Genomic DNA, 25,860 nt, shown 5'->3' with positions numbered 1-25,860 from the left:
CTTAGCCGTCGTTCCATCGACCGGGCGAAACGGGCTTGCGTCAGGAATGGATGCCGTATGAAGTGAGGTCGGCCTTCAATTTCTCGGGGTCGACGAAGTGCACCGCGTGCCAACCGGCGAGCCGCGCGGCTTCGACATTTGCGACGCTGTCATCGATGAAGAGGGTCGCCGACGGGGTCAGGCCGAAGGTCCGCGCATGCGTTTCGTAGATGGCGATATCGGGCTTGATGAGCTTGACGTCGCCCGAAACGGTGACGCCGCGCGGCAGGGTCAGGAAGGGATAGAGGGCCTGGGCCTCGCGGAACGTGTCGGAGGCGAAGTTGGTCAGCATCGTCACGTCGCGTCCCTCGGCAATCAGCCGTTCCAGCAGCGAAACCGTCTCGACATAGGCATGCGGCACCATCTCCTGCCAATATTTGCGGAAGGCGCGGATCTGCACTTCGCGATCGGGAAAATCCTTGATCAAAAGCGCCTCGGCCTCCTCCCAGGAGCGGCCGCGATCCTGCTCGATGTTCCAGTCATGGGTGCAGACATTGGCGAAGAACCATTCCCGCTCCGCCTCGTCGGGGATGATGCGGCTGAACGGCAGGTTGGGATCGTAATGAATCAGCACCTTGCCGATGTCGAAGACGATGTGGCGGATTTCGATGCTGCTCATGGACGTATTCCTTGCTTGGTCTTTTAGATCAGAAGTTAGGCCGGCACGTGGACTGAGAACCGCACATTTTTCCTCATCCTGCTCCAGCACTTGGTTTCTAGAGCGTCTTTCCGTTTCCAGTCTTTCCACTTTGAAAGCGGAACACTCTAGCGCTCCGCCTTGAAGGCATGCGGAATCGCCTGGGCGATCGCCTTTTTCATGACCGTCGGCAGCGCCTGGGCCTTGAGGGAGTGAAATGGTTCCCACCAGCCGTCGCCGTCCGTTCCGGCGCGCGCGACATTGGCGCGGTAGACGGAGAGACGCAACTCGAAATGTGTGAAGACGTGGCTGATGGTGCCACAGTCTTCCCAGTGCGCGGCGAAGGGTTGGGAGGCGAGCGAGGTGTCGCCGTCCTGTCGCGCCGTCCAGTCGGTGCCGGGCACCTCGGTCATGCCGCCAAGCAGGCCGCTCTCGACCCGCTTGCGCAGATAGACGGCATTGTCGGCATCGATCGCGACGAAGGCGGCGCCGCGCCGAAGCGGCTTGTCCTTCTTCTGCGCCTTGCGCGGAAAGGTCTCGGGATCGGCAACGACCAGCGCTCGACAGTGCGCACGGAAGGGACAGAGCGAGCAGGCAGGCCGCTTCGGGGTGCAGATCGTCGCGCCGAGGTCCATCATCGCCTGGGCGAAATCGCCCGGGCGATCATCGGGCGTGAGGCCGGCGACGCGGGCGCGCATCGCGGGCTTGGCTCCCGGCAGGGGCGTTTCGATCGCATAGAGCCGTGAGATCACCCGTTCGACATTGCCGTCGAGCACCGCGCTCTTGCGGTTGAAGGCGATCGCGGCGATTGCGGCGGCGGTGTAATCGCCGATGCCAGGAAGGGATTTCAGCCCTTCCTCGGTGTCGGGGAAGCGGCCGCCGTGGTCGTTCGCGATGGCTTCGGCACATTTCTTCAGGTTACGGGCGCGGGCATAGTATCCGAGCCCAGCCCAGGCCTTCATCACGTCCTCGTTGTCGGCGCGCGCCAGGTCCTCGACGGTTGGCCACAGCGACAGGAATTTCTCGAAATAGGCTTTTACCGCCTGGACGGTCGTCTGCTGCAGCATGACCTCGGACAGCCAGACATGATAGGGATCGGCGACGACCTCTCGCTTGGCCATAGGCGGCGAGACCCGCCAGGGCAGGTCGCGGTGGTGCCTGTCGTACCATTCCAAAAGAAGGGGTGCGGCGTCGGCCGCCGGTATCGGATCGTTCATGATTTGCCGGGAGTTCTCTTTCCGGCCTATACTTGGCGAAGCGGAGCCGCGGCATCAAGGCTCAATCGACGTTGCATACAGAAAGTCGCTTTCGTGAGTGAGCAGAAGCCCCGCAAGGGCGTCGTCCAGATCAGCGAGGTCGCCAACGGCCTGATCGACCCCGTGCTTGCCAAGCGCGCAGGCATCAACACCATGCTGCTCGGCTCTTGGGACGAAATTGCCGGCGAAGACTTCGCCGATTGCACGCGCCCGGAGAAGATCGCCTGGCCGCGCCGTGCCTCGGAAATTTCGGGTGAGGGCGGTTACCAGCCGGGCGTGCTGACGGTTGCCTGCGAAGGCGCACGTGCGCTCTTCCTGACCCATGCCCAGGGAGAACTGATCCAGCGCATCAACGGCTTCTTCGGGTTCTATGCCATCGGGCAACTGCGCATCGTTCAGAAGCCAGTCTCGCCGCAGTTGAAACACCGCGGCAAGCCGAAGCCGCTTTCGGGCGAGCCCGCGCGCCGGCTGGAGGCGATGGTCGAGGGCATCGAGAGCGAAGAACTGAAGGCGGCCTTGCGACGGCTTGGGACGGCCGTGCTGGCGCCGCGACGGCGATAGGGCCATCAGCCGGTCACAATTCTTTGAATTCTGTTGACGCCCGGCCACTTGCCGCCCTGCGCGCAGCAAGATATCGAATCCGCAGCATAAATCCTTCCGAACACGGGTCAAATTCATGTCCGCTTCCGCAATGAACCTTACGAAACGCCTGCTCGGCGGTGCCGCCATCGCAACCGTCGCCCTGGTGCTTGCTGCCTGCAGCGACGAAAAGAAGGAAACGGCCTCGACGACCACGCCAACCGAGACGGCGGCAAAGCCGGACGCCACCACGACCGCATCGACGACTGCGACCCCGGCAAGCACCGAGGCCAAGCCGGCCGCCGGCACGGAAGTCGCTCAGTCGACCGCCGCCCCAGCGAAGGTCGAGCTTCCTTCCTCGGAAGGTTCGGTCGATCAGGCCAAGCTGCTCGAGCCGGGCGCTCTGCCGGAAATGGCGCTGGGCGACGCCAATGCGCCGGTGACGATCGTCGAATACATGTCGATGACCTGCCCGCACTGCGCGGCCTTCCACAACAACACGTTCGAAGCGATCAAGACGAAGTACATCGACAGCGGCAAGGTCCGCTTCATCATACGCGAATTCCCGTTCGATCCGCGTGCGGCGGCTGCCTTCATGCTGGCGCGCTGTGCGCCGGAAGGTCAGTATTTCCCGATGATCTCCATGCTCTTCAAGCAGCAGCAGCAATGGGCCGCGGCCCAGAACGGCCGTGACGCGCTGCTGCAGATGTCCAAACTCGCCGGTTTTACACAGGAGAGCTTCGAGGCCTGCTTGACGAACCAAAAACTTCTGGATGATGTGAACTCTGTCATGCAGCGGGGCGCAAAGGATTTCGGCGTTCAGTCGACGCCGACCTTCTTCGTCAATGGTGAGCACTATTCGGGGGACATGTCGGTTGACGTTATGTCGGCCCTCATCGACAGCAAGCTCTGATCCTTCGCTTTTCCTGAAAACGGGCGACGGCAGCAGCCGTGTGCCCGTTTTTTTGTTCGTAGCGTTGCGGCAAGCGGGGTCCCGACATGCCGCACGCTGACGTTTCACCGAAGGCCCGTTCGAACGCCCGTCGCATGCGAAGCGCCATGACGGATGCCGAGCTCAAGCTCTGGAACGAACTACGCGCGCACCGACTGATGGGGCTCGGCTTTCGACGGCAAGTTCCGATTGCTGGTTACATTGCTGATTTTGCGTGCCCGACGCAAAGGTTGATAGTCGAGTTGGACGGATCTCAGCATGCAAGAGCGGGGGCTGCCCATTACGACCTGCAGCGCACCCAACGTCTGGAGGCGGACGGCTGGACGATACTGCGCTTCTGGAACGACGATGTGCTGCGAGACATCGACAATGTATGTGAGCATCTAGTGCGCGTAATTGGTAAGGGGGCGTTCGAATGAAGCGCTGGTGGCTTACCCCCCTCTGCCCTGCCGGGCATCTCCCCCACAAGGGGGGAGATCGGCCAGTGGCGATGTCGCATGCACACAGCCACCATTGCAGGGTGTCGAAAGGGCAGTTGAACCTGGTGGTGAGCCGGTCGCGATGGAATCGAGCCGATGCTCCAACTGATCTCCCCCCTTGTGGGGGAGATGCCCGGCAGGGCAGAGGGGGGTATCTGGCCCCAGCGTCTGCCACATGAAGTTCAACAAGCTCCGCCTGCTCGGCTTCAAATCCTTCGTCGAACCGACCGAATTCATCATCGAGAGGGGGCTGACCGGCGTCGTCGGGCCGAATGGCTGCGGCAAGTCCAATCTCGTCGAAGCGCTGCGTTGGGTGATGGGGGAGAACTCCTACAAGAACATGCGCGCTTCCGGCATGGACGACGTGATCTTTTCCGGATCCGGCAACCGCCCAGCGCGCAACACGGCGGAGGTCGGCCTCTATCTCGACAACGGCGATCGCACGGCGCCCGCGGCCTTCAACGATAGCGACGAGATCCAGGTGACGCGCCGCATCGAGCGCGAGCAGGGCTCTGTCTACCGCATCAACGGCAAGGAGGCGCGCGCCAAGGACGTGCAGTTGCTCTTCGCCGATGCCTCGACCGGCGCGCGTTCGCCGTCGATGGTCGGGCAGGGGCGGATCGGTGAGCTGATCGCCGCCAAGCCGCAGGCCCGCCGCCAGCTTCTGGAAGAGGCGGCCGGCATTTCCGGCCTGCATTCGCGCCGCCACGAGGCGGAATTGCGCCTCAGGGCAGCGGAAACCAATCTCGAGCGCCTCGACGACGTCACGTCGCAGCTCGAAAGCCAGATCGAGAGCCTCAAGCGCCAGTCGCGCCAGGCCAACCGCTTCAAGATGCTGTCGGCCGATATCCGCAAGCATGAGGCGATCCTGTTCCATATCCGCTGGGTGCAGGCCAAGGAGGCGGAGGCCGAGGCGACGAGCCAGCTCAACCAGATCACCGCACTGGTCGCCGAAAAGGCGCAGCTGCAGATGCAGGCGGCCAAAGAACAGGCGATTGCCAGCCTGAAACTGCCGGAACTGCGCGAGAACGAGGCGCGGTTCGCGGCGGCGCTTCAACGCCTGCAGATCGCCCGCGCGCAGCTCGAAGAGGATGCCGGCCGGATCCTCAGACGGCGCGACGAGTTGCATCGTCGCCTGGCGCAGCTTGCCGAAGACATCGCTCGCGAAGAGAGGCTCGTCGTCGACAATGCCGGCATTCTGGCGCGGCTCGACGAGGAGGAGGCCGAACTTGGCGACATGCTCGCCGAGGCTGACGACCGCGCGACGGAAGCGCGTGAGCGGCTGGAGGAAGCGAATGAAAGGCTCGCCGACAGCGAAGCGTTATTGGCGCGGCTGACCGCCGAGCGGGCCGAGGCCCAGGCGGGTCGCAACCAGCTCGAGCGGACGCTGCGCGATCTCTCGGAGCGACAGGCCCGGCTTGCCCGGCAGTTAACTGAACAGTCGCGCGATCTCGATGAACTCGACAGACAGATGGCCGCACTTCCCGACCCGCACGAGAAGCAGGGGCAGGTCGAGGTCGCCGAGGCCGCGCTCGAAGAAGCGGAAGCCAATGTGCTTGCGATCGAGGAGGCTCTGGCTGAGGCGCGGCGCGCGGAGGTTGACGCGCGTCCACCGGTCGATCGCGCACGGGCCGCTCTCAACGGTATAGAAACGGAAGCGCGCACGATCCGCCGCATGCTGGAGGCGGTTTCCGGCGGCGCCTATCCGGCCGTGGTGGAGGAGATGAAGGTCGACCGCGGCTTTGAGACCGTATTGGGTGCCGCGCTTGGCGACGATCTCGATTCGCCGCTCGACAGGCGCGCGCCGGCCCATTGGCGAGCGCCCGGCGATCATGCCGGCGACGCCGATTTGCCCGAAGGCGTTAACCCGCTGATTGCCCATGTGAAGGCGCCGGATGCGCTGACGCGTGCGCTCAAGCAAATAGGCATCGTCGCAAGCGAGGCGGAAGCGGAGCGGCTGCTGCCATTGTTGAAGCCCGGTCAGAGCCTCGTCACCAAGCAAGGCTCCGTCTGGCGCTGGGACGGGCATGTAACCGGTTCCGAGGCGCCGAGTGCCGCCGCCCTGCGGCTGGCGCAGAAGAACCGCCTCGCCGAACTCGAAATAGAAACCGAAGGTGCCGCAGAGGCGCTGCGCCGCGCCGAGGCTGAACTTGCGGCCGCCGGCACGCGCATTCGTGCCGAAGACGAAAGGCTGCGGCTCGCGCGTGAGGCGCAGCGCATGATCACGCGGCAGCTCGCCGAAGCCCGTGACGCCCTTGCGGCTGCCGAGCGCGCCTCGGGCGATCTTGCCCGCCGGCGCGCGGTATTGGCGGAAACGCGTAGCCAGATCGAAGCCCAGGTCGAGGAAGTGGCCGAGCAGATCGAAACGGCGAACGACGCGCTGGCTGATGCACCCGATCTCTCAGAACTTGAATTGAAACTGCGCACGCAGACGGCCGATGTCGCCGCCGATCGCGCCGCCGTCGCCGAAGCCCGTGCCGCCCATGACGGCCTGGCGCGTGAGAACGAGGCCCGCCAGCGGCGCATGACAGCGATAGCCAGCGAGCGCCAGACCTGGAAGGCGCGCGCCGCGAGCGCCGAGGAACATATCGCGACGCTGCGCGACCGCGAAGCGGAGGCCCGCGATGAAGTCGAAGAACTGATCGACGCGCCGGACGAATTCGATGACAAGCGCCGCGCGTTGATGGGCGAATTGCAGAAGGCGGAGGCGGCGCGGCGCGAGGCGGCCGACCTCCTCGCCGAGGCCGAAAATCACCAGCGCGAGGCGGATCGGCTGGCAGCAACCGCGCTTTCCGAGCTTGCGGAATCGCGCGAGAAGCGTGGCCGCGCCGAGGAGCGGCTGGTCTCGGCCCGCGAGCGCCGTATCGAGATCGAAGCGCGCATCCAGGAAGCGCTCTCCTGTGCGCCGCATGAGGTGATGCGCCTGACCGGGCTCGCGGTCGATGAAGCGTTGCCGGACATGCGCAACATCGAGCGTGAACTCGAACGGCTGAAGATCGAACGCGAGCGGCTCGGCGCCGTCAACCTGCGCGCCGAAGAGGAGCAGAAGGAGCTTTCCGAAAAGCTCGCTCTCATCCTCCGCGAGCGCGACGACGTCATCGAGGCGATCCGCAAGCTCAGGAGCGCCATCCAGAACCTGAACCGTGAGGGCCGCGAGCGCCTGATTGCCGCCTTCGACGTCGTGAACGTGCAGTTCCAGCGGCTGTTCACCCATCTCTTCGGCGGCGGCACAGCCGAACTGCAACTGATCGAGAGCGACGATCCGCTGGAAGCGGGTCTCGAAATTCTCGCCCGCCCACCGGGCAAGAAGCCGCAGACGATGACGCTGCTTTCGGGCGGCGAGCAGGCCCTGACGGCCATGGCGCTGATCTTTGCGGTGTTCCTCACCAACCCGGCGCCGATCTGCGTGCTCGACGAAGTGGACGCCCCGCTCGACGACCACAATGTCGAGCGCTACTGCAACCTGATGGACGAGATGGCGGCCTCGACCGAGACCCGCTTCATCATCATCACCCACAACCCGATCACCATGGCCCGCATGAACCGCCTTTTCGGTGTAACCATGGCCGAGCAGGGCGTATCCCAGCTCGTCTCCGTCGACTTGCAGACGGCGGAACGGCTGCGCGAAGTAGTCTGATCGACGCTTCCCGGACCTGATCGACCAGCCTCCGGCTGACCGAAACGGATTGCATGATGGGCTATTCTTGGACGCGCCCCACCGCGCCAGTTTATATCAGTTTTTTGTGATGTGGCCGGCAATGTGGCGGATAAAGCCTCTGGCGGGCATTACGGCATGTCTCCTTATATCGACCTCGATTTAAGGAGACTTGCAGCAAATCAAAGTCCCACAGCGACCCTTGCGCGTCGGGCAAGACGTGCGGCGCTGTCGACCGCCAATATGTTGCATTGTTACACAAAATGATGCGGTGCAGCATAATTCTTCACCGGATGCATTTTCAGCCTGAAACATATACTGTAGATCGTCATAAAAGACTGTTTCTGGGTGGAGAGCAGGTATGACGAAATGGGTATACACCTTCGGTGGGGGCAAGGCCGAGGGACGTGCAGGTGACCGCGAGCGGTTGGGTGGCAAGGGCGCAAACCTTGCCGAAATGTGCAACCTCGGCTTGCCGGTGCCGCCCGGCCTGACGATCGTCACCGATGCCTGCAACAGCTTCTTCGACAATGGCAGGCAGATGCCGGAAGGCCTGCGCGACCAGGTGCGCGAGGGCATCAGTCGGATGGAAGAGGTGACCGGACGGGTCTTCGGCGACACGTCCCATCCCTTGCTGCTTTCGGTTCGCTCCGGCGCCCGGGCCTCGATGCCCGGCATGATGGATACCGTTCTCAACCTCGGCCTCAACGACCAGTCGGTGCATGCGCTTGGCCATGACGCCGGCGACGCGCGTTTTGCCTGGGATAGCTACCGCCGCTTCATCCAGATGTATGGCGATGTTGTCATGGGCGTCGATCACGATGTCTTCGAAGAGATCCTGGAAGATGAAAAGGCGCGCCTCGGCCATGAGCAGGACACGGAGCTTTCCGCCGTCGAGTGGCAGCACGTCATCGCGCGCTACAAGGAGGCGATCGAAGAGGCGCTCGGCGAACCCTTCCCGCAGGATCCGGAAGTGCAGCTCTGGGGCGCGATCAGCGCCGTCTTTTCGAGCTGGATGAACCCGCGCGCGATAACCTACCGCCACCTGCACGGCATACCCGCCGGCTGGGGAACAGCCGTCAACGTCCAGGCCATGGTCTTCGGCAATCTCGGCAATTCCTCGGCAACCGGCGTCGCCTTCACCCGCAATCCCTCGACCGGCGAGAGCGAGCTCTACGGCGAGTTCCTCGTCAACGCCCAGGGCGAGGACGTCGTCGCCGGCATCCGCACGCCGCAGAACATCACCGAGGCGGCCCGCATCGCCTCCGGTTCCGACAAGCCGTCGCTCGAAAAGCTGATGCCCGAGGCCTTTGCCGAGTTCCGCTCGATCTGCGATACGCTCGAGCGGCACTACCGCGACATGCAAGACCTCGAGTTCACCATCGAACGCGGCACGCTCTGGATGCTGCAGACCCGCTCGGGCAAGCGCACCGCCAAGGCGGCGCTGAAGATCGCCGTCGATATGGCGGAGGCGGGGCTGATCTCCGAGCAGGAGGCCGTCGCCCGCATCGATCCCGCTTCGCTCGACCAACTGCTGCACCCGACGATCGACCCGCATGCGCGTCGCGATATCATCGGTTCCGGCCTGCCGGCCTCGCCGGGTGCTGCCACCGGCGAGATCGTCTTTACCTCCGAAGAAGCGGTTCAGGCCGACAAGGAAGGCCGCAAGGTCATCCTCGTGCGTGTCGAAACCAGCCCGGAAGACATTCACGGCATGCATGCGGCCGAAGGTATTCTGACGACGCGCGGCGGCATGACCAGCCACGCGGCCGTGGTCGCGCGCGGCATGGGTACGCCTTGTGTTTCCGGCGCCGGCAGCATCCGCGTCGATCTTCGCAACGAGCTGCTGACGGCCGGAAGCGTGACGCTGCGCAAGGGCGAGATCATCACTATCGACGGTTCGTCAGGCCAGGTGCTGAAGGGGTCGATCGCCATGCTGCAACCGGAGCTTTCCGGTGACTTCGGCAAGATCATGGCCTGGGCGGATGCCAGCCGTCGCATGACCGTCAGGACCAATGCCGAAACGCCAGCGGATGCGCGCGCCGCGCGCTCCTTCGGCGCCGAAGGCATCGGCCTCTGCCGTACCGAGCACATGTTCTTCGAGGACGACCGCATCAACGTCGTGCGCGAGATGATCCTCGCCGACGACGAGGCTGGCCGGCGCCTGGCACTTGCCAAGCTCCTGCCGATGCAGCGCTCGGATTTCGCCGAGCTGTTCTCGATCATGCACGGCCTGCCGGTGACGATCCGCCTGCTCGACCCACCGCTGCACGAGTTCCTGCCGAAGACCGACGAGGAAATCGCCGACGTCGCAGGGGCCCTTTCGCTCGACCCGTCGGAACTCCGCCAGCGCGTCGACGAACTGCATGAATTCAACCCGATGCTCGGCCACCGCGGGTGCCGTCTGGCGATTTCCTATCCGGAGATCGCCGAGATGCAGGCGCGCGCGATCTTCGAGGCGGCCGTCGAGGCGGCGCGTGAGACCGGCGCGGCCGTCGTTCCCGAAATCATGGTGCCGCTCGTCGGCCTCAAAACAGAGCTCGACTACGTCAAGGAACGCATCGATGCGGTCGCCAAGGACGTGATCGGTGAGGCCGGGATCGACATAGACTATCTCGTCGGCACCATGATCGAGCTGCCGCGCGCGGCACTGCGCGCCGGCGTGATCGCCGAAGCGGCAGACTTCTTCTCCTTCGGCACCAACGACCTGACGCAGACGACCTTCGGCATCTCGCGCGACGACGCCTCGCAGTTCCTGGCAACCTACCAGCAGAAGGGCATCATCGAGCAGGATCCGTTTGTCTCGCTCGATTTCGATGGCGTCGGCGAACTGATCCAGATCGCCGCCGAACGGGGACGGCGCACCAAGAACGGCCTGAAGCTCGGCATCTGCGGCGAACATGGCGGCGACCCCGCCTCGATCCGCTTCTGCGAGGACGCCGGTCTCGACTACGTCTCGTGCTCGCCCTTCCGCGTGCCGATCGCCCGCCTTGCCGCGGCCCAGGCGGCGATCAACGGCAAGGGGTAAGACCACAGCGCCGCGCGTCTTCTCGGACGCGCAAAGGTTGCTGCAGCACTTGAATTGCTGGTTTTGTCCCTTAACCGGCGACGATTAAGGGGAGCATGCAGGTAGAAGCCGACGCCTCCGGCGTCGGCTTGGCTGTGCGCGCTCCTTCGACCGAACGATCGCCAGATCAGCGCATGATGACGACGGGGCGGTCCCAGCCCCACATCATCACGTCGTTCTGATAGCGGAAGGCGCGCGATTCGGCGCGCCGGTCGAGTTCGATGCGTTGCAGGCAGGTGGCAAAGGCGTCGGTACCGCGGCGGAAGCCGTAGGAGGCGCAGGTGTTCCCGTCGGCGATGCGCCGCTCCTCCGGTGTCATCGTCTGGCACGCCGTCAGCAGCAAGGCAGCCGCGACAAGGATCGTCAATCGGGTCGTCATGATCTTCGTGCCTCCAGAGTGCCGGCGCGCCATCGGCGGATTCATTTCTCGAATCGCAATTAATATAGGGAGTTGCGCCGAAAATCGAAGCGAGGCGCGGCAAATCTGCGGCGACTGTGCGGTTGTGCACGGACGGCGCCCCACGATCGCCGGATGTGGTGCTGAAGGTGGGTTTTCGGCAGGTCTGCCGACCGTGTTCAACGTGCAGCACCAGCGGGGGCGTTGTAGGAAAGCTCGAGACGAAACGCTTCGCTGGTTGGCATGCAACCGCTTGCGTCAAATCCGGTGGAAGGGGCGCCGCCGTGCCGCGATCACATGCGCTCGAGCACGCCGACGAAGGACTCGGCGAAGCGCTCCAGGTCGCGCGTGCCATCGCTTGGATGTTCGATGCGTATGGCCGTGCCCTGCTCATCAAGGCAGGCAAACAGGATCGATGTTTCGGCGTCCGCCTCGCCGAGCCGAAGCACGGCGATGCTCATGCAGTCATCGATCAGCTCAGAGGCAGGCAATGCAAACAGAAACTCGGCCCCGGCATTGTCGGCTACGGTCCGGACAAAACCAGGGAAATCATCCTTGTTCCCGGAGAAGCCGTCGAGGGAGAGTTCCAATTCGAGGAGCCCCATCGGAATGCCGCCGTCGCCCGCAGGAAGAGGGGCGGGGGTGGCAATTGCCACGGCTGCTTGCGATGCGCCCATGTCGGTTCTCCGTCGATCGCCGCGCACCCTCACACTCTGCCGGGCGCGGCCGTTGCCTCCGATTGAAACTCCGCGTGCCGGCCTATTCCTGGGCGCGCGGGCACATTCCCATGTGTTGATAGGTGGTTAACGAGAATGGCGATTTTGCGGCGAAGCCTCGGGCGCGGCCCGCAGCGCGGCGGTCGACTGGCGCATTGCCTGTTTTCACGGCTCGGGGCATGGTCTAAGAATGCGGTCTGTTTCGCGGCAGGGGATTGATTCAACTACATGATGATCCGGTACGAGCGTCCCTATTCCTATGCCGCCCACTGGGCGCGTCGTTTCGCCCGTGTCTCCTTCGTACTCTTCGCGCTCTCGCTGCTCGCCCACCGCTTCGGGCCACTGACGACACCGCATTTCATGGCTCTCGTCGGCCTGTCCGGCGTTTTTGCGCTGCTTGGCGTATTGCTTGCCGTCGTCGGCCTTGCCCGCCTCTGGCAGGTTGCTGCGATCGGTGGTCTCGCGTCGGCTGCGGCCCTCGTTTACGCCGCGCCGGCGCTCGGTTTCATCGGTTTCGGCGCCGTGCAATATCTGACCCGCCCGGCGATCTACGATGTCAGCACCGATACGGTGACGCCGCCGCCATGGCTCGAGGTGCCGCAGACCGAAGAGAGCTGGCTGAAACGCAAGGACGCCGTAACGCCCGAGGACCGGGAAGCGCAGATCCTTGCCTATCCGGGCCTCACCGGCCGGCGCTATGATGGCGCGCTCGACCGCGTTTACCAGGGCGTGCGCACCGTCATCGAACAGAACCGCGTTGGCATCACCGAGGAGCTTGGCGTCGAAAACGCCCGCGCCGATCTCGAGGACCTGACCGTGCGACCGAATGCCGGGGCGGAGACGACGGTCGAGCCGGAAAACGTCCCGGTGCCGGCGGCGCGGCCGGAACTCTCGCTCGAAGGCGCGCTTGCGGGACGGCGCGCCAGCGACGTCGTGCTCCAGGGCGAATGGCGCACGCTGATTGCCGGCTTTCGTTTCGATGTGTTGATACGGCTGCGCGAAGAGGCCGAGACGACCTTCGTCGACCTGCGCGTTGCCTCCCGCTACGGTCCGCACGACCTCGGCATGGGGGCAGCGTTTGCCGACCAATTCCTGCGGGCGCTCGATGCCGAGCTGCTCGGCATCGCCGGCGACTGATCAGCATCGAGCCGGCAGGTGGCGTCAGTCGCGCACAACGGCGCCGCGACCATCGAATGCGGCGATGGCAAGGGATCCCAATCGCGTCCGAGGATCTGCTGGTGGAAACTCTGCCATTCGCCCAGGATTCATGCGATGAAGCGCCCACGCTCCTCAGGCGTCGGCACCATGCAGCTCTGACGGTGCCCCGCGATGCGATAGCGGTTTTTCGCAACGAGATCATAAAGCGGGTCGCGAAGGGCAGCGGGCAGAATACGGCAGACATTCACCAGCGACCATGGCAGGCCCAGCCGCGCGAGCGTTCGGATCGATCCGTCGGATTTGAATCGGGCTACGCCGTCCTCGATCAGGAGGTTGCTTTCGAAGCTGCTGGCATCGAGCCCGTAATGCCGGTAGAGCGCCTGGCCAATCGGTGACTGCGCCGTGAGATAGCGGTACTGCGCACGCCGGTCATGGCGAAGCAGGAAACGCACCCAGCCGGAACAGAGGATGCATTCACCGTCGAAAATGATCACCGGTTTGTCATCGGCAAAGGCAGGCACAGAGGCATCGCTGCGATAGCTGTAGGCCGCCCGCCGCATGATCAGCCGGCTCCGCCGGGCGCCAGCCGGTAAGTGCCGAGGAGCGAGGGCGGCCCGTCGGTCTCGACCCGTCCTTGCTCGATCAGGTCTTCGAGATGCGCAAGGACCGAGAGCGCGGCGGCCCCATGCAGCCGGACATCGGTGGAGGCATAGATGACCTTGACCATATCAGGAATCCGACTGTCGCCGGCACGGATGCGTTCGAGCACGGCGCGCTCGCGCATCTTGCGGTGGGCGCGCAAGCCCCGAAGGAAGGAGGCCGGCTCGGTCACCGGCCCGCCGTGGCCGGGCAGGTAGAGATGGTCGTCGCGGTAAAGCAGCTTCTCGAGCGAGGCCATGTAGTCCGCCATGGCCCCATCCGGCGGTGCGACGATCGTCGTCGCCCAGGCCATCACGTGGTCTGCGGAAAAGAGAATGCCGGTGCCATCGAGCGCGAAGGCCATGTGGTTGGCCGTATGGCCCGGAGTGGTCAACCCCGTCAGGCTCCAGCCATCGCCCTCGACGCGCGCGCCATCGGCAAGCACGAGATCGGGTGCAAACTCCATGTCCGAACTTTCGGCAAAGGGATTGGTTTCGCCCATATGCAGGGGGCGGGCGGAGCGGTGCGGGCCTTCGCCCACGATCAGCGCGCCGGTTGCGGCCTTCAGCCGCCGGGCGAGCGGCGAGTGGTCGCGATGCGTATGGCTGACGGCGATATGGGTGACCTCGCGGCCGGCCAGCGCCGCCATCAGCGCCTGAAAATGCGTTTCGTCATCCGGGCCGGGGTCGATGACGGCAACGGAGCGCTTGCCGACGATATAGCTGTTGGTGCCCTGAAAGGTGAAGGGGCCGGGATTGTTGACGGTGATGCGCTGCACGTCGTCCGCCACCGTCACGGCCGCGCCATGGGCCGGCTTGAAATCGAGATCGAAGTCTGGCCCCTGCATGCGTTTCTTCCTGGCTTTCACTTGTACTCGATCTCGATGAACGACATCGGCTCGCTGCCGGCATTGACGACATTGTGCGCCACGCCGGCCTCGCGGCGATAGGCAGCCCCCTTGGCGATATCGACGCGGCGGCTGCCCGTTTCTTCTTCGAGCAGGAACTGGCAATCGGTCATCGGCACGACGACATAGCCGAGGCCGTGCACATGATGGCCCGTGCCGGCGCCGGGCTCGAAATCCCAGCGTGTGATCCTGACAACCGCGTCATCGACGAGCACGCTCGGAACGGCAGGGGGACGGGCGCGAAACTGGCTCATGGCATTCTCCATTCGCCGGGACAATAGGAGGTGCGGTCGGCGAAGGGAAGGGCGCATGCGCGACCCATGTTGGGGAGCCGGACTGCCTTTTGCACAAGGCGCAACAAATCCGCCGAAAATTCAACTTAGTGCCAACTTAGTGATTGTGACCGGCGGCGAGCTTTGATAATCAGGCGCTCGATTTGGCGGACCTATCGTCCCGTCAATCTGTTGGGGCGTCGCCAAGCGGTAAGGCACCGGTTTTTGGTACCGGCATTCCCAGGTTCGAATCCTGGCGCCCCAGCCATCTGTTTTCAAGTAGATAACTTCGATCACTTACATGAAGGCGCGCGCCTCGCCATGCGCCGCAACGAGTGCGCTCAGTTTTTCTATCCAACGGTTCGCCTCTGCGGCCACAAGGCGGGAGAGGTCGGGGACATCTCCGAGACGCCGCGCCGGGCGATTTCTTGTTTAGGGCGGTCTTCACCAGCGGTTGTGCGATGACCTGCTGTCGCTGTTTTCCCGAGAATAGCGGTCTTCCCTTTGTGTCCAAGTCGGCGCTCTGTTCACCGATTTGGAAACGGGAGGCGAAATGTTCAAGGGAATTGGAAGGCTGGGCTGACCATTGGTCTTGCCTCCGCCTCCATGACCACGCGGGCCTCCCCCGCTGGACTTGGCAATGGCGCGCGAATTTAAGCTTGTGCCAAGCAGTAGGGTTATGGTCGGAGGGGTTACAGCGGCAAAACGCCCAGCCTTCATGAGAAAATTTCGGCGGGCTTCAGCTTCTGATGTCAATTCTTCGGGGGTATTTTCTAATTCCTTTGTATTATCTTTCGACATGATCCACCTAATTATACTTAAGTTAAAATAACGGACATATATTATCAGTGATATTCACGAACGCAACCGGCTAGATTTCGCAGTAATACTTCAAGAATTCAGGGAAAGAGTTTTGTACAGGGGAACGCCCGTGATTCGGCGCGACTGCATGTCTCCTTAAATCGTTCTCGATTTAAGGACAGAGACATGCAGCTACAGCGACCTTTGCGCGTCTCATAAGACGCGCGGCGCTGTAGATATAGATCGGATCACGTCGTGCCTGTTTATGGAGCGTGAAAAGCCGACTGTTACCCCGCAGAAAACTTCCGGCAAGACTCAGCGGAGGGCAGCAATACCAAAAGCAGTTCCTAAGGAGAGGGTGCACGTCCAGTCGGCGCAGCTTCGATAATCTGGAGAAATTCAGCAACGGCAGTGTGCTTTTGCTTTGCCGCTTCTGCGTGGCTGCGGGTGTCGCCCTTCGTCAGTTCTCGCGGCACCGGGTCAGGCACCCTTCAACCGTCGTTATTCATCTGCTCAAGGTAGCTAGGGGGCTTCAGGCACTGCAGCGACGTTCTTCAATCATCCGATCGGACACGGCCCAGCGCGCGCCGACTCTACTTGCGCTCTTGTCAAGTCGCGCTGCAACTGACACGCTAACTACGGTGATTCCTACTTGTATGAGGGAGAAGATGGCTCACAAATTCGAAATCTACAAAGACAAGGCTGGTGAATACCGGGTTCGCTTCAAGTACAACAGCGAAGTGATGTTCTCGACCGAGGGCTACAAGACCAAGGCCAGCGCACAGAACGCCATCGACTCAATCAAGAAGAACGGTCCAGACGCGCCCGTCGAAGACAACAGCACGAGCTGAGTTCGACCACACTCTCCTAGACGAAACCCGCCGATTTTCACCGGCGGGTTTTTTGTTACCTGGAGCTCAGCCTGCGGTTGCCGCCGGCTTGGTCTGGGCCGGGGCGCCCAGGAACTCTTCGCACCAGCTCGGGCCATCGGCACGCTTGTGGTCGCCGGCAATGCGGATCGAGCGGATGACATAGTCGGACGAGACGGTGAGCTGGACAGAGCAGCTCAGATACTCCGTGCGGGCCGACGAGAGGCGCTTGCCTCGCTTGCCGTCCTTGGTGGTTTCGTACTGCGCCGGAATCTTGCGGGTCTTGTAGCCGCCCTTCCAGCTGTAGACGGTGGAGCTGCCGCTTTCGACGTCGGAGATCGGCGGACCGTATTGAGCGAAGAAGCCGCCGGCCGGCTGACCCAGCCAACGGGCCTCGACCGCGTTCCTGCTGATCCCAGTCGTTGTCGTCGTGCAGCTGGCGAGCATGAGCGCAACGCCCGCCACCGTCATCATGCGGAAGTTCATGTTTCTGTCCCTTTGGCTCTCGTTCTGAAATAGGCATGGCGCGGAGGCCCGTATCCCCTAGGTTTCCACGCTTTCCGTTGTGCCTCTAGCGCCAAACCAAGCGAAAGGAAATCCACGCCGCGCCTTGCATTTCAGGAAAATAGGAAGCGTTGCACAAAGTCCCTATCGGGTGCGTCTCCAGGCACCGCTGGCGGGCAATTTCCGCACGAGTTTTCCACCGTCACAAATTTTTTGAAAAAGGTGCAAGGTTTTTCGAGATAGGCGCTTGTGAAATCAAAATGCCTGTTCTATAGAGGCGCCGCTGGTCACGGAGTGTAGCGCAGTCTGGTAGCGCACCACGTTCGGGACGTGGGGGTCGCGTGTTCGAATCACGCCACTCCGACCAGCCGAATCAATCCCTTAGACATATGCTCTGATGTATTCCGCCCCCGCGGCGGACCGATTGCGCCTGATCTTTGCCCCCTCGTTCGGCGTCGATCCTTCACCTTCTCACCCACCAGCCTCAGTCGTTCGTCGCTTCCTCCAAGCCGTTTGTCGAATAGCCGTGTATTCGCGCCTGGGTCGACCTGTCTGCGCGCAAGCGAAGGCTCTAGGTTCCCGTCATTCGATCAATGACGACGAGGAACGGGAATGTCGATCAAGCACCTATCCGTTGCGGCGATTCTGCTTATGGCCGGCCATTCGGTGGCCGTTGCGCAGAGCTGCGAGAAGAATTTCAAGGCCTCGGGCGTGCCGTTGGTGACGCCGGTCTATTACAAGACCTGGCAGGAGTTTCCGAAGCTGAAGCCCGAGACCGCCTTGCAGCGGATGGCGCGCGGTGTCGCTGCGGAAGGGTTTTCGGGGATCGAGGTCAACAAGTCGCTGGGCACCATCGAGGCCTATCAGGATACTGCCGGCTCCGGACGGCTGCAGACGCTGCGCGTCGTTGCCCGCAAGCGTGGTTCGGGTACGCGGGTTGATGCGATGTTCGATATTCAGGTGGGGCAAGTGGCCACCAAACAGGTGGTGCAGGAGGGGCTCTGCAACATCATCCGCTCCGCAGTCGAGTAAGGACCAGGCGGGCGCGGCGCACAGGTAGGGACAGGAGAGCGTTTCCATGATCGACCTGGAAACGCTCCGTCCGCTTGTCGGCGCTACCTCTCGAGTGCCTTTAGCGCCGATTGCGCAGCGGCCTGCGCTTGCAGCATCGACGTGAAATTGCCCTGGGCGGGATAGGTGACGCCGCGATACGTGATGACGAAGCACCATTTGCCGTCGATGCGTTTCTCGACCTTCACGGTGGTTTCCGGTTGCCTGTCCGTGCTCACCTTCTCGTCTCCCTGATTCGGCGCATCGTTGCGCGAAAGTCGTCCAGATACGCCGGAGAGGTTGGTTCTGTCCATCGCTACCGCCCGTGTCAGATCAGGGATCGCTGTACCGTGGAGAGTCCCGGGACTGTGCGTGCCGGGCGGCGTCCTCGCTGCCGGCTCACGGTCAGGCGGACTGTCCCACGACGTCCAGAAACGGTGAAACAGCCCTATCGATCCTCATGATCGACGCGCCAACTTACGAATGCGCAGACGGATGAAAAGGTGCGATCTGTGCGATTTCGGGTCAGGGTGAAGCGATTGCCTGCCCTGTCCCGTTTTGGGACGGTGAGGACTCCAGGGCGTCATGCCAGCCTGCTGCAGAGAAGCGGGCCGGGGCCGTGCCAGGCGGCCCTCCACCCCGGACGATTCCCTCTTACGCGAGCGATGCGCGCCGTTTTATTGTTCACGTTGAAACGACCTGTTCACGGATTGGCGTCTTATCAGCGTGAACAATCAGGGCGATATTCCCCTCAACACTTGTTCTTGCCCGAGAGGCTCAGATGTTGAAGGAACCGATCTTCACCTTTCGCGAGATCGCCATATGGACTGCCATCCTTGGCAGCGTCGTCGGCTATCAACTTTGGCAGCACGCCGAGCCTGCGCCGTTGACGATGGTTCTCCCGGCGATCGAGCAGCAGCTTTGATGATGAATGCCGGCAGGGGATCACTCCTCCGGCATGCCGTTGCGCCGGGCCGCCTGCAATAGATCGATTTCGCCGGCGGCCGGACCGAACTGGTCCTCCAGCCGCTCGGCCTCCTCCGCATCGAGCCGATATTTCCGCGCAAATGCCTGGATCGATATCATGCGCCCGCGAAAGCCTTTCGGCCGCGCATCTTCGCCTTGATGTTCCGTCTTCATGGCGCTTCTCCCATGCAGCGGGAGATAGGGCGGAAGAGCAGGTTGCAAAGGCCAACGCGTCCGGGAGCGGTCGCCGTTCAAGCAACAAAAAGGGGCCTCGACCAGGCCCCTTTTTGCTATCTGTTGCGGCTGTCGGTCAGCCGTCGATGTCGTCGATGATCTCGATTGCCTTGCCGGCGCTTACACGCCGGACTTCGGCCTCCTCGCGGCGGCTCGAGAACAGTTCGGTCGCCATCAACTGATCGGCGAGGTCGGCCGGCAGCGAGAGGATGACGCGGGCGTCTTCCGTGTGAATGCCGCCGAGCGCCGAACGCTTCGCCGTGATCATGCCGCCGGCCACCGTATTGTTGGTGTCCGGGTCGATCAGGATGAAGGCACCGGTGGTGCGGTTCTGCTCGTAGCTGTCGAAGATCGCCTGCTCGTCGAAGGCGAGATGCACCTTGCCGATGGCGTTCATCGGCAGTTGCTCGGCGTGGTTCCACTTGCCGCTCTTGAGGTCGAGCTGGCTGATGGGCTGAACCTGGACGCGCTGGCGGCGACTGCCGCTCTTCAGCCAGTAGCGCTTGCCCGGCTGGATGCCTTCCGGCTGCAGGGCAACGAGCTGTGCGTCGAAGGCCAGGCCGGTCAGCGGCTGGCTGTCGATCGCCACGATCATGTCGCCGCGCGACACGTCGACCTGCCGGTCGAGCACGAGCGTGATCGCGTCGCCGGCAACGGCGGCGTTGCGCACGAGGTCGAAGGTGACGATCTTGGTCACGTTGGCGACCATGCCGGAGGGAAGGATGACGACGCTGTCGCCGGGCTTCACCGAACCGCCGGCAACCGTGCCCTGATAGCCGCGGAAGCTTTCGCCCGGGCGTGAAACGCGCTGTACCGGCAGGCGGAAACCGACGGTCTGGGCCGAGCGTGTCGTTGCCAGTTCCAGCACCTCGATCAGCGTCGGGCCCTCGTACCACGGCATTGAGGCGCTGCCGTCATAGACGACGTTTTCGCCCTTCAGTGCCGAGACCGGAATCGCCGTGACCTGGCGCACACCGAGCGACAGCGCCAATTCCTTGAACTCGTGGCTGATCTGCTCGAAACGGGCGCGGTCGTAGTCGGTCAGGTCGATCTTGTTGACCGCCAGCACGAACTGCTTGATGCCCATCAGCGTCGCGATCGTCGCATGCCGGCGGGTCTGCTCGAGCAGGCCGACGCGGGCGTCGACGAGCAGCACGGCGAGGTCGGCGGTCGAGGCGCCGGTTGCCATGTTGCGGGTATATTGCTCGTGGCCGGGCGTGTCGGCGACGATGAAGGAGCGCTTGTCGGTCGAGAAATAGCGATAGGCGACGTCGATGGTGATGCCCTGTTCGCGCTCGGCCTGCAGGCCGTCGAGCAGCAGCGCGAAGTCGGGCAGACCGAGATCGTTCTGCTTGCCGTTGGAATCGCGCTGCAGCGTCGCCGCCTGGTCTTCCTTGACCGCCTTGGTGTCCCAGAGCAGGCGGCCGATCAATGTCGACTTGCCGTCGTCGACCGAGCCGCAGGTGATGAGGCGAAGCGGGCGGCTGTCACGGGTGGCGCGCGCCGACTCCTGCGCCGGGAAGGCGAGGACCTCGCCGGCAGCAACGTCCTGAACGGCATTCGCGGTTGCGGGTGCAGTCATCAGAAATATCCTTCGCGTTTCTTCTTTTCCATCGAGCCGGACTGGTCGCGGTCGATGGCGCGGCCCTGGCGTTCGGAAACGGTCGCGGTTTCGAGTTCGGAGATGATGTCGTCGAGCGTCGTGGCGTTCGAGCGGATAGCGCCGGTCAGCGGGAAGCAACCGAGCGTGCGGAAGCGGATCACTTCTTCGCGCTTGGTCTCGCCCGGCAACAGTTCGAGGCGCGGATCCTCGGCAAGGATCATCATGCCGTCGCGTTCGACGATCGGCCGCTTCTCAGCGAAGTAGAGCGGTACGATCGGAATGTCCTCGGCCTGGATGTAACGCCAGATGTCGACCTCGGTCCAGTTGGACAGCGGGAAGGCGCGCACGCTTTCACCCTTGCGGATCATGCCGTTGTAGACGTTCCAGAGTTCCGGACGCTGGTTGCGCGGATCCCAGCGATGGTCAGGCGTGCGGAACGAGTAGATGCGCTCCTTGGCGCGGCTTGCTTCCTCGTCGCGCCGTGCGCCGCCGAAGGCCGCATCGAACTGGCCGGCGTCGAGCGCCTGGCGCAGCGCCTCGGTCTTCATGATGTCGGTATAGAGCGCCGAACCGTGGGAAAACGGCGTGACGTTCTCGGCGGCACCGCGCGGATTGATGTGCTCGATCAGATCGAGATCGTAGCGCTCGACGATCTCGTCGCGAAACGCGATCATCTCGGCGAACTTCCAGCCGGTGTTGACGTGCAACAGCGGGAAGGGCACGCGGCCGGGGTAAAAGGCCTTGCGCGCCAGATGCAAGAGCACCGAGGAATCCTTGCCGATCGAATAGAGCATGACCGGGCGCTCGAACTCGGCCGCCACTTCGCGGAAGATGTGGATCGCCTCGTTCTCCAACGCCTTCAGATGCGGGTCGAGCGGCGGCTTGGTGCTCTGCGGGTTATGCAGTTCCGTTTCCGGATGGGTATGGGGCATTTCAGTCTCCGGGAGGATTTGTCTTCAGAGGAGCGCGCCAGCCCTCAGGCGGCGCTGCTCGAATTCGGGATGATGGAACTGGCGGCGGCTTCCGGAACGTGCAGACCACATTCGCGCTTCTCGTCGTTCTCCCACCACCAGCGTCCGGCGCGCTCCGGCTCGCCGGGCTTGATGGCGCGGGTGCAGGGCTCGCAGCCGATCGACGGATAGCCGCGCGCGTGCAGCGGGTTCACCGGAACGGCATTGGCGGCGACGTAAGCGCGGATGGTCTCGATGTCCCAGTCTGCCAGCGGGTTGACCTTGATGAGGCCACGGTCGAGATCGGCCTCGGCAAATGGGGTCGAGGCGCGATTGCCGGACTGGCCGCGGCGCAGGCCGGTGATCCAGAAGGTTGCCCCTTCGAGTGCGCGCGCAAGCGGCTTCAGCTTGCGCACGTCACAACAGGCATGCCGCGCCTCGACGCTCTCATAGAAGCCGTTGAGGCCGTAGCGCGCCGCATAGGCGTCGATGTCGGCCTGCTCCGGATGATAGCGCTTGATCAGGATACCGTAGGTTTCTTCCGTCTTGTCGATGAGGGCGACCGTCTCGTTGAACAGGCGGCCGGTCTCCAGCGTTGCGACATCGACGGAAAGCTTGTTCTCGCCGATGACCGCGGTGATCACTTGGTCCTCGATGCCGAGCGAGGTCGTGAAGACGGCCCGCCCGTCAAGGCTTGCGACAAGCGCCAGCCGACCGGCGAGATCCAGGCCCTCGAGCGTCTCGTTCAGTGCCTTGGCGGTGGTTTCGAGGGATGACGTGGTCATGGCTGCGTCCTGTTCCAACTTGGTCGGAATATCGCAGCCCAATGCGGCAATGGACAGAAATAGCGGTTTCTAATGCTCTTTGTTTGGAGCAAATCTGCCTCTCAGAACGAAAGGCAGCGAAAAACCGAATATAGACTAGTAAATTACTAGATTTTATACTTTAATTGCGGTGATAGATACCGTTTGACACGGGAAGGCGCGATCCAGGCGGTCCACGCCTTCTTTGCATCGATCGTCAAAACTCAGCCCGACCATCCTCCTGTGGCAGCGCCGCGATAGGCGAAGCTTGCGGCTCAAGGCGCGTGCAGGCGAGGGGCGGCGATCTCCGGGGCCGTACGAGACGGCGCACAACCGAAGTCATCGCATTGAAGGCCGTGACGATCATGATCAGCATGGCGACGGCGAGCAGGGACAAGCACACGAGCAGTCGTGTCTTGATTGTCATGATAACGTTCTGCGGTTGCCCGCAAGGCAAATCATCCTCGGGCGATGCCGCGGACAAGGCCGCATGGGCATCGGGACGCGAGCTCGCCTTGGCAGGGGAGTGATGACGATGACGGGATGGAGCACGCGTTATCACGCGGCGGATCTGCCGTCATCGGCGAAATTTCAAGCTGCTGAGTATGGTTTCGCGCAACCCCTGGTCATCGCTGCCGCAGGCGGCAGTTGAATGGCGACGCTCAAGAAGTGTTGAAGACCACGTCCTTTCGCAAATCGTTCTTCGGGTTCAAGCTGCCGCCTCTTCGAAACTGGCGAAGGAGCGGGCAGATGTTGAAAGCCATATCGCACCGTGGTGTTGCCGCGGTCATTCTGACGGGGCTTCTGGTAACCGGCGCTTACGCCCATCACGGCTGGTCCTGGGCCGAGGCCGACCAGATCGAGCTCAAGGGCATCATTCGCGAGATCTCGATGGCGCCGCCGCATCCGACCCTTCAGGTGGAATCAACCACGGATGGTATGTGGCGCGTCGAACTCGGCAATCCCCGGCAGACGGAGCGCTCCGGCTTCGTCGAAGGGGCGGCCAAGGCAGGCGATGCGATCGTCGTTCTCGGCAACCGTTCGCTCGACCCCAGCGAAAAGCGCATGAAGGCGGTGCGCATCACCGTTGCCGGAAAGACCTATGACATCTATCCGGAACGCATCCGGGCCGGTGGATGAGCGCGGCGGACCTCGTCGATTGGATCGCCGGCTGGCCGGTCGGCGCGGCGCTCAGACGCTCGGCGCTTCTTTATCTGCTGGTCAACGCAGCCCACATCCTGGCGATTGGCCTGCTCATCGGCGCCATTCTGCCGCTTGACCTCAGGCTGCTCGGTCTCGTCGGAGAGGCGCCGGTCACGGTGCTCGGCCCGTTCCTTGCCCGGGGAGCCGTGATTGGCCTCGCGCTGGCCGTCGTCACCGGCCTTTGCCTCTTCAGCGTCAGGCCTTCCGCCTATCTCGCCAATCCGGCATTTCTGACCAAGCTCGCGTTTCTGACGCTCGGCACGTTGAACGCGCTTTCGGTCCGTATGAGTCGTGGCTGGTCAATCGCCATCGCAGGCGGAGCAATGGCCCAGCGCCTGCGTGTGCAGGCGCTGGCCTCCTTCATCCTGTGGCTCGGTGCGTTGCTCGCCGGCCGCTGGATCGGCTTCGTCGGATAGCCGTTAGCGGTCGCTCACCTGCCAGCGCGGATTGATCCACGGTTCCTGGTTCGATCGGGCGAGCGGCTGCTTTCCGAGAATGTGGTCGGCCGCCTTTTCGCCCGTCATGATCGAGGGGCTGTTAAGGTTGCCGTAGGTGACGTGCGGGAAGATCGAACTGTCGGCGACGCGAAGGCCCTCGACGCCGATGACGCGGGTCTCCGGATCGACGACCGCCATCGGATCGTCCTTCGCACCCATCCGGCAGGTGCCGCAGGGGTGATAGGCGCTTTCCAGGTGCTCGCGCAGGAACGCGTCGATCTCCTCGTCCGACTGCACCTTCTCGCCCGGCTGGATCTCCGGACCGCGATAGTGGTCGAAGGCTTTCTGGCTGAAGATCTCGCGGGTCAGGCGCACGCAGTGGCGGAACTTCTCCCAGTCCTCCGGGTGGCTCATATAGTTGAAGCGGATGACCGGGTCGGCCATCGGGTCGGATGACCGCAGCGTGACGTTGCCGCGCGACTTCGAGAGGTTGTAGCCTACATGCACCTGGAAGCCGTGTGTATTGGCGGCCGCCTTGCCGTCATAGCTGATCGCCACCGGCAAGAAATGATACTGGATGTCCGGCTGCTTGACCCCGGGGGCGGAGCGCAGGAAGGCGCAGGCCTCGAACTGGTTGGAAATGCCTAGGCCTTTCTTGAAGAACAGCCATTGCGCGCCGGCAACCCCCTGCCAGAACCAGGGCAGCCAGGAATAGAGCGACACCGGCTTGGTCGAGACCTGCTGGAAATAGAATTCCATATGGTCCTGCAGGTTCTGCCCGACGCCCGGCCGGTCGACCTTCACCTCGATGCCCATGTCCTTCAGGTGCTGAGCCGGGCCGATTCCCGAGAGCATCAGCAGCTTCGGCGAGTTGAACGAGGACGCCGAGACGACCACTTCGCGGTTCGCCTTCACGATCTCGATCTTGCCACCGCGTTCGATCTCGACGCCGGTCGCCCGGCCGTTCTCAAGGATGATCCGGCGAGCGAAGCAGCGCACGAGCGAGACGTTCTGGCGCTTCATCGCCGGCTTCAGATAGGCATTTGCCGCCGACCAGCGCCGACCCTGCCAGACGGTCTGCTCCATCAGCCCGAAGCCTTCCTGTTTAGAGCCGTTATAGTCGTCGGTGAGCTCGAAGCCCGCCTGCTCTCCGGCCTTGATGAAGGCGTGGAACAGCGGATTATGCACCGGACCACGCTTGACGTGCAGCGGCCCGTCGGTGCCGCGCCAGCCGGCTTCGCCGCCATGCGAATGCTCCATGCGCTTGAAATAGGGGAGCACATCGGCATAGGCCCAGCCGCGCGCGCCGAGTTCTTCCCAGCGGTTGAAGTCTTCCGCGTGACCGCGCACATAGACGAGACCGTTGATCGACGACGAACCGCCGATCACCTTGCCGCGCGGCGCGGTGATGCGCCGGTTGTTGAGGTTCGGCTCGGGCTCGGAGAGATAGCCCCAGTTGTAGCGCTTCATGCTCATCGGCCAGGCAAGCGCCGCCGGCATCTGGATGAAGGGACCGACGTCCGAGCCGCCATATTCCAGCACTATGACGGTATTCTTGCCGTTTTCGGAAAGGCGATAGGCGAGCGCCGAACCGGCCGAGCCGGAGCCGATGATGATGTAATCTGCCTGCATAAGCGTGGTCTTTCTTCTAGCTGATTGCCCCTCGGCATGCCCGTCATCCGCGCGG

The 25,860-nt window shown here is 63.2% G+C and carries 25 protein-coding genes and 2 tRNA genes; 13 read left to right on the top strand and 14 right to left on the bottom strand.

Features of this window, described 5'->3' with window-relative positions; all coding sequences use genetic code 11:
* Window positions 1-40: 40 nt before the first annotated feature.
* Window positions 41-658: an HAD family hydrolase gene (locus tag AC0C6X_RS00710; protein WP_173515852.1), complete on the bottom strand. Its 618-nt coding sequence runs from the start codon at window positions 656-658 to the stop codon at window positions 41-43.
* Window positions 659-804: 146 nt separating this feature from the next.
* On the bottom strand, window positions 805-1,893 hold the full coding sequence (gene mutY, locus AC0C6X_RS00705) for an A/G-specific adenine glycosylase (RefSeq protein ID WP_472951361.1): 1,089 nt from the start codon (window positions 1,891-1,893) through the stop codon (window positions 805-807).
* Window positions 1,894-1,986: 93 nt separating this feature from the next.
* Here mutY and AC0C6X_RS00700 point away from each other — a divergent pair, with 93 nt between their 5' ends.
* The 5 genes from AC0C6X_RS00700 to ppdK all read left to right on the top strand — a co-directional run bounded on the left by AC0C6X_RS00700 (window position 1,987) and on the right by ppdK (window position 10,625).
* Window positions 1,987-2,493: a DUF721 domain-containing protein gene (locus tag AC0C6X_RS00700; RefSeq protein WP_173515854.1), complete on the top strand. Its 507-nt coding sequence runs from the start codon at window positions 1,987-1,989 to the stop codon at window positions 2,491-2,493.
* A 115-nt stretch (window positions 2,494-2,608) separates the two neighbouring features.
* Window positions 2,609-3,424 carry a DsbA family protein gene (locus AC0C6X_RS00695; protein WP_173515855.1) on the top strand — a complete coding sequence of 272 codons (816 nt, stop codon included), beginning with the start codon at window positions 2,609-2,611 and terminating at the stop codon, window positions 3,422-3,424.
* Between the two features lie 86 nt (window positions 3,425-3,510).
* Window positions 3,511-3,882, top strand: a complete 372-nt coding sequence (locus AC0C6X_RS00690; RefSeq protein WP_173515856.1) for an endonuclease domain-containing protein — start codon at window positions 3,511-3,513, stop codon at window positions 3,880-3,882.
* Between the two features lie 235 nt (window positions 3,883-4,117).
* Window positions 4,118-7,579 (top strand): chromosome segregation protein SMC, encoded by a 3,462-nt coding sequence (gene smc, locus AC0C6X_RS00685; protein WP_472951358.1) that lies wholly within the window; start codon window positions 4,118-4,120, stop codon window positions 7,577-7,579.
* 379 nt (window positions 7,580-7,958) lie between these two features.
* Complete coding sequence (ppdK, locus tag AC0C6X_RS00680) at window positions 7,959-10,625, top strand: pyruvate, phosphate dikinase (RefSeq protein ID WP_472951356.1); 2,667 nt, start codon at window positions 7,959-7,961, stop codon at window positions 10,623-10,625.
* A gap of 166 nt (window positions 10,626-10,791) precedes the next feature.
* Here ppdK and AC0C6X_RS00675 read toward each other — a convergent pair whose 3' ends face one another.
* Entirely contained in the window at window positions 10,792-11,043 is a 252-nt protein-coding gene (locus AC0C6X_RS00675) for a hypothetical protein (RefSeq protein ID WP_057250618.1), read from the bottom strand.
* 311 nt (window positions 11,044-11,354) lie between these two features.
* Window positions 11,355-11,738 carry a hypothetical protein gene (locus AC0C6X_RS00670; protein ID WP_472951354.1) on the bottom strand — a complete coding sequence of 128 codons (384 nt, stop codon included), beginning with the start codon at window positions 11,736-11,738 and terminating at the stop codon, window positions 11,355-11,357.
* Between the two features lie 267 nt (window positions 11,739-12,005).
* Between AC0C6X_RS00670 and AC0C6X_RS00665 the strand changes: the two genes are divergently transcribed.
* Window positions 12,006-12,914 (top strand): DUF1499 domain-containing protein, encoded by a 909-nt coding sequence (locus tag AC0C6X_RS00665; protein ID WP_472951352.1) that lies wholly within the window; start codon window positions 12,006-12,008, stop codon window positions 12,912-12,914.
* A 128-nt stretch (window positions 12,915-13,042) separates the two neighbouring features.
* Here AC0C6X_RS00665 and AC0C6X_RS00660 read toward each other — a convergent pair whose 3' ends face one another.
* The 3 genes from AC0C6X_RS00660 to AC0C6X_RS00650 are packed head-to-tail and all read right to left on the bottom strand — an operon-like array spanning window position 13,043 to window position 14,735.
* Window positions 13,043-13,495 (bottom strand): thiol-disulfide oxidoreductase DCC family protein, encoded by a 453-nt coding sequence (locus AC0C6X_RS00660; RefSeq protein ID WP_472951350.1) that lies wholly within the window; start codon window positions 13,493-13,495, stop codon window positions 13,043-13,045.
* A 2-nt stretch (window positions 13,496-13,497) separates the two neighbouring features.
* Window positions 13,498-14,421 (bottom strand): MBL fold metallo-hydrolase, encoded by a 924-nt coding sequence (locus AC0C6X_RS00655; protein ID WP_472951348.1) that lies wholly within the window; start codon window positions 14,419-14,421, stop codon window positions 13,498-13,500.
* 17 nt (window positions 14,422-14,438) lie between these two features.
* Window positions 14,439-14,735 carry a cupin domain-containing protein gene (locus AC0C6X_RS00650; protein ID WP_472951346.1) on the bottom strand — a complete coding sequence of 99 codons (297 nt, stop codon included), beginning with the start codon at window positions 14,733-14,735 and terminating at the stop codon, window positions 14,439-14,441.
* Window positions 14,736-14,946: 211 nt separating this feature from the next.
* Here AC0C6X_RS00650 and AC0C6X_RS00645 point away from each other — a divergent pair.
* Window positions 14,947-15,021: transfer RNA gene (locus AC0C6X_RS00645), tRNA-Gln, on the top strand.
* A gap of 1,201 nt (window positions 15,022-16,222) precedes the next feature.
* Window positions 16,223-16,405: a YegP family protein gene (locus tag AC0C6X_RS00640; RefSeq protein ID WP_173515864.1), complete on the top strand. Its 183-nt coding sequence runs from the start codon at window positions 16,223-16,225 to the stop codon at window positions 16,403-16,405.
* Between the two features lie 66 nt (window positions 16,406-16,471).
* On the opposite strand, the gene AC0C6X_RS00635 is transcribed toward AC0C6X_RS00640, so the two are convergent.
* Entirely contained in the window at window positions 16,472-16,909 is a 438-nt protein-coding gene (locus AC0C6X_RS00635; protein WP_173515865.1) for a hypothetical protein, read from the bottom strand.
* Window positions 16,910-17,217: 308 nt separating this feature from the next.
* On the opposite strand from AC0C6X_RS00635, the gene AC0C6X_RS00630 reads away from it, so the two are divergent.
* Together AC0C6X_RS00630 and AC0C6X_RS00625 are read left to right on the top strand one after the other, a co-directional pair.
* Window positions 17,218-17,294 (top strand) — tRNA-Pro (locus AC0C6X_RS00630).
* Between the two features lie 251 nt (window positions 17,295-17,545).
* Entirely contained in the window at window positions 17,546-17,959 is a 414-nt protein-coding gene (locus tag AC0C6X_RS00625) for a hypothetical protein (protein ID WP_173518093.1), read from the top strand.
* 83 nt (window positions 17,960-18,042) lie between these two features.
* Here the strand turns inward: AC0C6X_RS00625 and AC0C6X_RS00620 are convergent, their stop codons facing one another.
* Window positions 18,043-18,291, bottom strand: coding sequence for a hypothetical protein (locus AC0C6X_RS00620; protein WP_173514875.1), 249 nt, complete (start codon window positions 18,289-18,291; stop codon window positions 18,043-18,045).
* Window positions 18,292-18,758: 467 nt separating this feature from the next.
* Here AC0C6X_RS00620 and AC0C6X_RS00615 point away from each other — a divergent pair, with 467 nt between their 5' ends.
* On the top strand, window positions 18,759-18,902 hold the full coding sequence (locus tag AC0C6X_RS00615; RefSeq protein WP_093232085.1) for a hypothetical protein: 144 nt from the start codon (window positions 18,759-18,761) through the stop codon (window positions 18,900-18,902).
* Window positions 18,903-18,922: 20 nt separating this feature from the next.
* On the opposite strand, the gene AC0C6X_RS00610 is transcribed toward AC0C6X_RS00615, so the two are convergent.
* The 4 genes from AC0C6X_RS00610 to AC0C6X_RS00595 form a co-directional block, all read right to left on the bottom strand.
* Entirely contained in the window at window positions 18,923-19,117 is a 195-nt protein-coding gene (locus tag AC0C6X_RS00610; RefSeq protein ID WP_173515867.1) for a hypothetical protein, read from the bottom strand.
* A 136-nt stretch (window positions 19,118-19,253) separates the two neighbouring features.
* Window positions 19,254-20,759 carry a sulfate adenylyltransferase subunit CysN gene (gene cysN / locus AC0C6X_RS00605; RefSeq protein ID WP_472951343.1) on the bottom strand — a complete coding sequence of 502 codons (1,506 nt, stop codon included), beginning with the start codon at window positions 20,757-20,759 and terminating at the stop codon, window positions 19,254-19,256.
* Entirely contained in the window at window positions 20,759-21,712 is a 954-nt protein-coding gene (cysD, locus tag AC0C6X_RS00600; RefSeq protein WP_173515869.1) for a sulfate adenylyltransferase subunit CysD, read from the bottom strand. The genes cysN and cysD overlap by 1 nt, the downstream gene beginning before the upstream one ends.
* A gap of 44 nt (window positions 21,713-21,756) precedes the next feature.
* Window positions 21,757-22,515 (bottom strand): phosphoadenylyl-sulfate reductase, encoded by a 759-nt coding sequence (locus AC0C6X_RS00595; protein WP_173515870.1) that lies wholly within the window; start codon window positions 22,513-22,515, stop codon window positions 21,757-21,759.
* 768 nt (window positions 22,516-23,283) lie between these two features.
* Between AC0C6X_RS00595 and AC0C6X_RS00590 the strand changes: the two genes are divergently transcribed.
* The gene (locus tag AC0C6X_RS00590; protein WP_472951341.1) at window positions 23,284-23,673 is read left to right on the top strand and encodes a DUF6152 family protein; all 390 of its coding nucleotides are present in this window, start codon (window positions 23,284-23,286) and stop codon (window positions 23,671-23,673) included.
* Window positions 23,670-24,152: a DUF6644 family protein gene (locus tag AC0C6X_RS00585; protein ID WP_472951339.1), complete on the top strand. Its 483-nt coding sequence runs from the start codon at window positions 23,670-23,672 to the stop codon at window positions 24,150-24,152. The genes AC0C6X_RS00590 and AC0C6X_RS00585 overlap by 4 nt, the downstream gene beginning before the upstream one ends.
* A 3-nt stretch (window positions 24,153-24,155) precedes the next feature.
* Here AC0C6X_RS00585 and betA read toward each other — a convergent pair whose 3' ends face one another.
* The gene (gene betA / locus AC0C6X_RS00580; protein ID WP_173515874.1) at window positions 24,156-25,805 is read right to left on the bottom strand and encodes a choline dehydrogenase; all 1,650 of its coding nucleotides are present in this window, start codon (window positions 25,803-25,805) and stop codon (window positions 24,156-24,158) included.
* Window positions 25,806-25,860: the final 55 nt, after the last annotated feature.

The sequence above is a fragment of the Ensifer sp. VA4 genome, assembly GCF_055710065.1.
This window is presented reverse-complemented; position numbering and strand designations above follow the sequence as displayed.

Bases quoted from the DNA above. Each gene is read 5' to 3' on its own strand.
- cysD (WP_173515869.1), bottom strand. From the start codon at position 21,712: ATGCCCCATACCCATCCGGAAACGGAACTGCATAACCCGCAGAGCACC.
- AC0C6X_RS00635 (WP_173515865.1), bottom strand. From the start codon at position 16,909: ATGAACTTCCGCATGATGACGGTGGCGGGCGTTGCGCTCATGCTCGCC.
- AC0C6X_RS00690 (WP_173515856.1), top strand. From the start codon at position 3,511: ATGCCGCACGCTGACGTTTCACCGAAGGCCCGTTCGAACGCCCGTCGC.
- AC0C6X_RS00650 (WP_472951346.1), bottom strand. From the start codon at position 14,735: ATGAGCCAGTTTCGCGCCCGTCCCCCTGCCGTTCCGAGCGTGCTCGTC.
- smc (WP_472951358.1), top strand. From the start codon at position 4,118: ATGAAGTTCAACAAGCTCCGCCTGCTCGGCTTCAAATCCTTCGTCGAA.
- AC0C6X_RS00610 (WP_173515867.1), bottom strand. From the start codon at position 19,117: ATGAAGACGGAACATCAAGGCGAAGATGCGCGGCCGAAAGGCTTTCGC.
- AC0C6X_RS00710 (WP_173515852.1), bottom strand. From the start codon at position 658: ATGAGCAGCATCGAAATCCGCCACATCGTCTTCGACATCGGCAAGGTG.
- AC0C6X_RS00695 (WP_173515855.1), top strand. From the start codon at position 2,609: ATGTCCGCTTCCGCAATGAACCTTACGAAACGCCTGCTCGGCGGTGCC.
- AC0C6X_RS00660 (WP_472951350.1), bottom strand. From the start codon at position 13,495: ATGCGGCGGGCGGCCTACAGCTATCGCAGCGATGCCTCTGTGCCTGCC.
- AC0C6X_RS00595 (WP_173515870.1), bottom strand. From the start codon at position 22,515: ATGACCACGTCATCCCTCGAAACCACCGCCAAGGCACTGAACGAGACG.
- AC0C6X_RS00585 (WP_472951339.1), top strand. From the start codon at position 23,670: ATGAGCGCGGCGGACCTCGTCGATTGGATCGCCGGCTGGCCGGTCGGC.
- AC0C6X_RS00620 (WP_173514875.1), bottom strand. From the start codon at position 18,291: ATGGACAGAACCAACCTCTCCGGCGTATCTGGACGACTTTCGCGCAAC.
- AC0C6X_RS00615 (WP_093232085.1), top strand. From the start codon at position 18,759: ATGTTGAAGGAACCGATCTTCACCTTTCGCGAGATCGCCATATGGACT.
- AC0C6X_RS00640 (WP_173515864.1), top strand. From the start codon at position 16,223: ATGGCTCACAAATTCGAAATCTACAAAGACAAGGCTGGTGAATACCGG.
- mutY (WP_472951361.1), bottom strand. From the start codon at position 1,893: ATGAACGATCCGATACCGGCGGCCGACGCCGCACCCCTTCTTTTGGAA.
- AC0C6X_RS00655 (WP_472951348.1), bottom strand. From the start codon at position 14,421: ATGCAGGGGCCAGACTTCGATCTCGATTTCAAGCCGGCCCATGGCGCG.
- betA (WP_173515874.1), bottom strand. From the start codon at position 25,805: ATGCAGGCAGATTACATCATCATCGGCTCCGGCTCGGCCGGTTCGGCG.
- AC0C6X_RS00675 (WP_057250618.1), bottom strand. From the start codon at position 11,043: ATGACGACCCGATTGACGATCCTTGTCGCGGCTGCCTTGCTGCTGACG.
- AC0C6X_RS00665 (WP_472951352.1), top strand. From the start codon at position 12,006: ATGATGATCCGGTACGAGCGTCCCTATTCCTATGCCGCCCACTGGGCG.
- AC0C6X_RS00590 (WP_472951341.1), top strand. From the start codon at position 23,284: ATGTTGAAAGCCATATCGCACCGTGGTGTTGCCGCGGTCATTCTGACG.
- cysN (WP_472951343.1), bottom strand. From the start codon at position 20,759: ATGACTGCACCCGCAACCGCGAATGCCGTTCAGGACGTTGCTGCCGGC.
- AC0C6X_RS00670 (WP_472951354.1), bottom strand. From the start codon at position 11,738: ATGGGCGCATCGCAAGCAGCCGTGGCAATTGCCACCCCCGCCCCTCTT.
- ppdK (WP_472951356.1), top strand. From the start codon at position 7,959: ATGACGAAATGGGTATACACCTTCGGTGGGGGCAAGGCCGAGGGACGT.